A 7,169-nucleotide genomic window follows, 5' to 3' on the forward strand; every position below is an offset into this window, starting at 1 on the left:
TGGCCCGCCGAGGCCCGCGAACAGCTCGTGACGCTGCTCGGCGCCGGCCGCCCGACGGTCGAGGTCTGGGAGGCGCTGGAGGCCGAGGGGCTGATCACGCGGCTGCTGCCGGACTGGGAGCGGGTCCGCTGCCGGCCGCAGCGCAACGCCGTGCACACCTGGACCGTCGACCGGCACCTCGTCGAGACGGCCGTACGCGCGTCGGAGCTGACCCGGCGCGTGGGGCGGCCCGACCTGCTGCTCGTCGCCGCGCTGTTGCACGACATCGGCAAGGGCTGGCCCGGGGACCACTCGGTCGCGGGCGAGATCATCGCGCGGGACGTCGCGGCACGGGTCGGCTTCGACCGCAGCGACGTCGCCGTCCTCGCCTGCCTCGTCCGCCACCATCTGCTGCTGATCGAGACCGCCACGCGGCGCGACCTGGAGGACCCCGCGACCGTACGGGCCGTCGCGGACGCCGTCGGCTCGGTCGGGACGCTGGAGCTGCTGCACGCGCTGACCGAGGCGGACGCGCTGGCCACCGGCCCCGCCGCGTGGTCCGCATGGCGCGGCTCGCTGGTGGCCGATCTGGTCAAGCGGGTTGCGGGGGTGCTCACGGGGGACGAGCCCGTAGACCCCGACGCCGCCGAACCCACCGCCGAACAGGAGCGGCTCGCCATCGAGGCGTTCCGCACGGGCGGGCCGGTGCTCGCGCTGCGGGCGCAGACGGAGGCGGTGCCCTCGTCGGAGGAGTCCGCCGAGCCGGCCGCGCCCGAACCGCTGGGCGTCGAACTGCTCATCGCCGTACCGGACCAGCCGGGCGTGCTGCCCGCCGTGGCCGGGGTGCTCGCCATGCACCGGCTTGCCGTGCGCGCGGCGGAGCTGCGTGCCCTGCCCCTGGAGGACCGGCTCCTTCAGCCGGGGGAGGGCGAGCGGGCAGCGGCCGGCTCGGTGCTGCTGCTGAACTGGCGGGTCGCCGCCGAGTACGGCTCCCTGCCCCAGGCGGCCCGGCTCCGTGCCGATCTCGTACGTGCCCTCGACGGCTCGCTCGACATCGCGGCGCGGCTGGCCGAGCGCGACGCGGCGTACCCGCGACGGCGCGGGGTCGTGGCACCGCCGCCCCGGGTCACCGTGGCCCCGGCGGCCTCCCATCTCGCGACCGTCATCGAGGTGCGGGCCCAGGACGCACCGGGTCTGCTGCACCGCATCGGGCGGGCGCTCGACGCCTGTGGCGTGCGGGTGCGCTCCGCGCACGTCTCCACGCTGGGTGCCAACGCCGTCGACGCGTTCTACGTCACCGGTCCCGAAGGGGCGCCGCTGCCGTCGCAGGAGGCGGTCTCGGTGACCCGGGCTCTGGAAGGGGCGCTGCAGGCCGGTCCGGAGGGGGCCTGAGGTCCGTCGTGCGAGGAGCCTGGACGGATTGCGGGTCGTCCATGGCATGGTGGGTAGTTCCCTGCGCCGTCGACGGGGCGCTGACCCAGCGCGGCGCGCCCGATACTCTGGAAAGCGCCCTGTACGTAAAGCCACCCGACCCGAGGATTCGCGACCGCCGTGTTCGACACTCTTTCCGATCGCCTCGCAGCGACATTCAAGAATCTCCGCGGCAAGGGTCGCCTCAGCGAGGCGGACATCGACGCCACGGCGCGTGAGATCCGGATCGCCCTTCTGGAAGCCGACGTGGCGCTGCCCGTCGTGCGTGCTTTCATCAAGCAGGTCAAGGAGCGCGCGGCCGGCGCGGAGGTCTCCCAGGCGCTGAACCCCGCCCAGCAGGTCATCAAGATCGTCAACGAGGAGCTCATCGGCATCCTCGGCGGCGAGACCCGGCGGCTGCGCTTCGCCAAGAACCCGCCGACCGTGATCATGCTCGCGGGTCTGCAGGGTGCCGGTAAGACGACCCTCGCGGGCAAGCTGGGCCACTGGCTCAAGTCCCAGGGCCACGCGCCGCTGCTCGTCGCCTGCGACCTCCAGCGCCCGAACGCGGTGAACCAGCTGAGCGTCGTCGCCGAGCGCGCCGGCGTCGGCATCTACGCCCCGGAGCCGGGCAACGGCGTGGGCGACCCGGTCAAGGTCGCCAAGGACTCGATCGAGTACGCGAAGACCAAGGTCCACGACGTCGTCATCGTCGACACCGCCGGCCGCCTGGGCATCGACCAGGAACTGATGCAGCAGGCCGCGGACATCCGCGACGCCGTCAGCCCTGACGAGGTTCTCTTCGTCGTCGACGCGATGATCGGTCAGGACGCGGTCAACACGGCCGAGGCCTTCCGTGACGGCGTCGGCTTCGACGGCGTGGTGCTCTCCAAGCTCGACGGTGACGCCCGTGGTGGTGCGGCGCTGTCGATCGCGCACGTCACCGGCCGCCAGATCATGTTCGCCTCGAACGGCGAGAAGCTGGACGACTTCGACGCGTTCCACCCGGACCGCATGGCGTCCCGCATCCTCGGCATGGGCGACATGCTCACGCTGATCGAGAAGGCCGAGCAGACCTTCTCGCAGCAAGAGGCCGAGAAGATGGCCTCGAAGCTGGCCTCCAAGAAGGGCCAGGACTTCACGCTCGACGACTTCCTGGCGCAGATGGAGCAGGTCAGGAAGATGGGCTCCATCTCCAAGCTGCTCGGCATGCTGCCGGGAATGGCCCAGATGAAGGACCAGATCAACAACCTCGACGAGCGGGACGTCGACCGCACGGCCGCCATCATCAAGTCGATGACGCCGGCCGAGCGCGCGGACGCCGCGATCATCAACGGCTCGCGCCGTGCCCGTATCGCCAAGGGTTCCGGCGTCGAGGTCAGCGCGGTCAAGAACCTGGTCGAGCGGTTCTTCGAGGCGCGCAAGATGATGTCCCGCATGGCGCAGGGCGGCGGCATGCCGGGGATGCCCGGGATGCCCGGCATGGGTGGCGGCGCAGGACGGACGAAGAAGCAGCCCAAGAAGGCCAAGGGCAAGCAGCGCTCCGGCAACCCGATGAAGCGCAAGCAGCAGGAGCAGGAGGAGGCCGCACGCCGCGAGGCCGCCGCTCAGGCGGGCGGCGCGCTCGGCCTGCCCGGCGCCGAGCAGCAGGGCAAGGACTTCGAACTGCCGGACGAGTTCAAGAAGTTCATGGGCTGACGTCATCGGTCGGACGACCTTTCCGTACGCGGAGGGGTGAGGGGCGCTCGTTGGTGCGGGCGCCCCTCACCCCTGTACGGAGGTGGTCAGGCGGCCCGCGTGGCGGCCCCGCGTATCTCCGTGCCGTTGGCCAGGGCCGCCGGGTCGAGGCCGAGTGCCGCCGCGGCCGTGGCGCCCACGTCGGCGAGGCTGGTGGCATCCGCCAGCAGCTCCGGGCCCGGCGCCTCGGGGCGGTGGATCAGCACCGGGACGTACTCGCGTGTGTGGAAGGCGTGGCCGATCGTCGGGTCGTTGCCGTGGTCGCCCGTGACGATCAGCCGGTCGCCTGGCTCGGTCAGCAACGACAGCAGCGCCGCGAGACCCGCGTCGACCTGCTCCAGGATCCGTCCGTACCGCTCGACGTCCTGCTGGTGGCCGGCGAGGTCGGACTCCTGCACGTTGGCCACGATCAGCGCCTGCCCGTCGGCCCGCACCGCTTCCAGCGTGTGCGCCAGCACCTCGGCCGTGTCCACGGCGGGGCGCCGCAGCGCCGCCTCGCAGGCCAGGATGTCCGCCGCCTTGCCGACGAGCGTCACCGGAATGCCGGCCCGCGCCGCAAGGTCCGGCAGCTGCCGGGTGTGGTCCAACTCGGCGCCCAGGTGCTGCACCTGCAGCCCGCCGTTGCGATAGAAGCCGCTCGCCGGGGTGTCCAGGCCGACCGTGCCGCCGTCGCCCTCGCGCACGAAGGCGTCCAGGGGCTGCCCGGCGTGGCCGCCCACGGCGATGACCCGGGCGACCGGCGCGACGGTGCGCACCGTACGGGCGATCGCCAGGATGCCGTCGAAGCCGAGGTCGTCGAGCCGGCCCGACGCGTTCCAGTTGATCCCGGGGTCCGCCTCCAGGTTGTCGTGCACGAGGACCGCGCCGTCGACCACCAACAGGGGCTTTCCGTCGAGCAGTTCGACCCGGTGCCCCGCGTCCTTGAGGGCCTGCGTCACCCGGTCCAGGTGCTCGGCGAGCCGCGCCACCGTCACGCGGCTGAAGTCCGCGCCCATCATGGTCTGGTGCCCGGCGAACGTGTCCGCTCCCGGGTAGCCGAGCGCGGCCCTGCCCACGGCCACCGGCAGCTGCGTGCGTCGGGCCAGGTCGGGGTGCGGGTGCACCAGGCCGAGGCCGAGCGCGCCGAGCACGGGCAGCCGCAGCGGTCTGCCGAACGCCTCCCGGCACCGGTCGAGCACGTGCCCGCAGGTGTCCGCGGCCAGGTCACCGGGGCGCAGGGCGCCCGCGTCCGCCATCGCGCCGACGCCGAACCCGTCCACCACCACGATCACGGTCCTGCTCATGAGACGGCCTTCCCTTGCGCGTCGTACAGCCCGACCAGGCGAGGCGCCCCGGTCGAGAGGCCGGCCACCACGGCGACCGTCGAGCGCGTCACGAAGATCTGCGTGCGGAACGCGAGCAGCGCGGTGTCGCCCACCCGTACGTCCGCACCGGGCGCGGGGGCGTCGAGCAGCCGGTAGTAGTCGATGTTCTCCGGCGGGGCGTCCTGCACGGGCAGCCGCAGGCCGGTGCGGGGGAGCAGCGCCGACTTGATGTGCGAGCGCGCGTAGAAGCCGCCGCCGAAGACCGCGGGTCTGCCGTCGGCGAGGGTGTGCGCGACCTCGGTGACGTACACGTACGCGGGCTTCTCGGGCTGGGTGAGGTCACGGGCGTGCAGGGGAGTGGTGCCGGTGAGGGAGTGGCCCGGCTCGCCGTGCGTCGCGCCGAGCTCGGCGAGCAGCGGGAGGGTGGCCATGGCGGTGGCGCTGGGAGCGCTGAGCTTGAGGCCGGCGTGCCCACGGGCGGCCAGTATCTGGCGGGCCTTGAGCGCGAGCTCGAAGTTCGGTGTGGGGGCGGGCCGACCCGTGGCCGGGTCGCACAGGACGCACGGGAACGCCGTGACACCGGCGATCCGCACACCCGGCAGCCGCTCCACCGCCGCGGCGAACTCGTCGAGCAGAGCGAGCGGAACCCCGCCCTCCTGCCCCGGGTAGACGGACCCCTCAGCCCCTTCGAGGCGGATCAACACGTCCTGCACGAAGCCGAGTTCGCCTGCCACATCGGACACTGCCCGGGCGTTGGCCAGGTCGTAGACCGTGACCGTCTCGGGGCGCCAGGCCAGCATCTGCGGGAGTGACCGGCGTGGAATCTGCACCAGGTGCCCGAGGTTGCCAGGCCGCGCGCCGGTCGCGTGGAGGGTGCGCGCCTCGGGCGGGTCGATGGCCGCGTACTTCGGGATGTGACGGGCGATGGCCTTGATCAACTCGGGGTTGCGGCCGAGCTGCTTGACGACGAACCAAAGGGTGAGGCCCAGCCGCTCGGCCTCGGCCGCGAGCAGTCTCGCGTTCCCCTCGATCGCGTCGAGGTCCATCACGTAGGTGTCCGGTGGGATCGCGCCACGCCGGTGGAGGTCGGCCGCGGCGTCGACCAGCTCGGGGTTGCGGGTGAGCAGGCTGTCGAGGAACACGGTCGGTCAGTCCTTGCTGAGTTCGTGGAGCGAGCGGCGCAGGATGTCGACGACGAGGTCGGCGCCCGCGCGCATGGGGTTGATCCGGACCGTCCAGTCGGCGAGCTCCGGGGCGTCGTCGAGGGCCGAGCTGGACATGCGGTAGAAGAGCGGCGCGATCTCGTACCGGGAGTTGGAGCCCACCGGGTAGGGCGCGGCCCCGAACCGAGCTGCCACGGAAGGCAGTTCGCGCGCCACGGGCCGGTCGAGCCGGACCAGGAGGCAGCGGTCCTGTGCGTTGGCGACCCGGACCTCGGCGACGCCCGGCACTTCGCCGGCCGCGAGCCGCTCGGCCACTTCGGCGCCCACCCTCGACTGCAGGGCCCACATCACCGGTACGTGCGTGAGCGCGCGCAGCGCGTCGAGGGCCTGGTGGCCCTGGACCTGGCCGCCGCCCGAGTAGTTGTCCCGGCGCACGTGCTCCACCAGGTCGCGCGCGCCGACGACGACGCCGACCCCCTCCGGGCCGTGCAGCTTGAACAGGGAGAAGCAGGAGGCGTCGGCGCCCAGCTCGACGCCGGAGGCCGGAACCCGCATCACCGCGTAGTTGTCGTCGACGATGCTGCGTACGCCTGCCGCCCGGCACGCGGCGAGCACGTCACCCGGGTCGTAGGAGTCGGCCAGCCGCTGCCTGGTGTGCTGCACGTACGCCCACTGGAAGCGGCCGGTGGCGAGCGCCGCGCGGAGCGCCTCCAGGTCGTTGAAGTCGACCTCCTCGGTGCGGACCCCGATGCCGCGCAGGGTGACTTCGGTGGTGCGGTAGACGGGCGCGCGGTGGATGAGCAGAGGATCGCCCGCACGCACCGCCGCGTTCAGCGCGGCGCGGATGGCGCCGGTGCCCGCGCCCTGGACGAACGCGGCGTCCTCGGCGCCGAAGAAGTCGGCGAGCACGGCCTCCACCCGGGCGGTCGTCCGCGGTCGGCCGAGTCCGGGCACCACTCCCGCGTCCGCGCTGAACAGTTCGGTGCCTTCGAAGTGCGCGGCCGTGCACTCCAGGAGCCGGAACTGACGCGATGCCGCGTCCTCCACCGGGACGGTGGCGAGAGGGTGAGTCGTGGGAAGGGCAGGGGAGTTCGCAGGGGGCATGGTCAGATCTCCTCCACGCTCGCGCCGGTCAGGAAGCGCAGCGGATTGCGCCGTGTCATCAGGTCGATCAGGTCCTCGTCCGCACCGGCGGCCCGCAGTTTCGGCAGGAAGGAGCGGAACAGGTGCCCGTACCCCTGGCCGCCCTCCGACTCCAGGTAGGCGTGCCGGGAGATGTCGCAGCTGAGCAGGGCCCTGTCGGCGTGCCCGGCCTCGATCAGACTGAGCAGCAGCCGGAGCCGGGTGTCGTCGCTCTGGTAGCTCTCCTTGCCCACCGTGTCGAACGCGACGTACGCGCCGCTCGCCGCCAGTTCCTTGTGCACGGCCGGATCGTCCAGGAGGTCCTGGTGGCCGATGCAGACGCGGTGCGGGGGCAGGCCCTCCGCGGTGAGCAGCTCCAGCTGGGCGAGGCCGCCGTGCCCGAGCTGGGCGTGCGTGGCGACGGACAGGCCCGTGGCCCCGGCGGCCCGCGCGG

The 7,169-nt window shown here is 72.8% G+C and carries 5 protein-coding genes and 1 pseudogene; 2 read left to right on the forward strand and 4 right to left on the reverse strand.

Features of this window, described 5'->3' with window-relative positions; all coding sequences use genetic code 11:
- Both G3I40_RS06700 and ffh read left to right on the forward strand, forming a co-directional pair.
- On the forward strand, positions 1-1,371 hold a 1,371-nt coding region (locus G3I40_RS06700), incomplete at its 5' end, for an HD domain-containing protein (RefSeq protein ID WP_164301236.1).
- A gap of 159 nt (positions 1,372-1,530) precedes the next feature.
- Positions 1,531-3,087: a signal recognition particle protein gene (gene ffh / locus G3I40_RS06705; RefSeq protein ID WP_164301237.1), complete on the forward strand. Its 1,557-nt coding sequence runs from the start codon at positions 1,531-1,533 to the stop codon at positions 3,085-3,087.
- A gap of 86 nt (positions 3,088-3,173) precedes the next feature.
- On the opposite strand, the gene G3I40_RS06710 is transcribed toward ffh, so the two are convergent.
- The 4 genes and pseudogenes from G3I40_RS06710 to G3I40_RS06725 form a co-directional block, all read right to left on the reverse strand.
- On the reverse strand, positions 3,174-4,409 hold the full coding sequence (locus G3I40_RS06710; RefSeq protein WP_164301238.1) for a phosphopentomutase: 1,236 nt from the start codon (positions 4,407-4,409) through the stop codon (positions 3,174-3,176).
- Positions 4,406-5,572, reverse strand: a complete 1,167-nt coding sequence (locus tag G3I40_RS06715; RefSeq protein ID WP_164301239.1) for a YhfX family PLP-dependent enzyme — start codon at positions 5,570-5,572, stop codon at positions 4,406-4,408. The genes G3I40_RS06710 and G3I40_RS06715 overlap by 4 nt, the downstream gene beginning before the upstream one ends.
- Before the next feature lie 6 nt (positions 5,573-5,578).
- Entirely contained in the window at positions 5,579-6,697 is a 1,119-nt protein-coding gene (locus G3I40_RS06720; RefSeq protein ID WP_164301240.1) for an aminotransferase class V-fold PLP-dependent enzyme, read from the reverse strand.
- Positions 6,698-6,699: 2 nt separating this feature from the next.
- Positions 6,700-7,169, reverse strand: a pseudogene (locus G3I40_RS06725) (phosphotriesterase); the annotation flags it as partial.

This window comes from Streptomyces sp. SID14478, assembly GCF_010548525.1.
Lineage (GTDB): Bacteria > Actinomycetota > Actinomycetes > Streptomycetales > Streptomycetaceae > Streptomyces.

Bases quoted from the DNA above. Each gene is read 5' to 3' on its own strand.
- G3I40_RS06720 (WP_164301240.1), bottom strand. From the start codon at position 6,697: ATGCCCCCTGCGAACTCCCCTGCCCTTCCCACGACTCACCCTCTCGCC.
- G3I40_RS06710 (WP_164301238.1), bottom strand. From the start codon at position 4,409: ATGAGCAGGACCGTGATCGTGGTGGTGGACGGGTTCGGCGTCGGCGCG.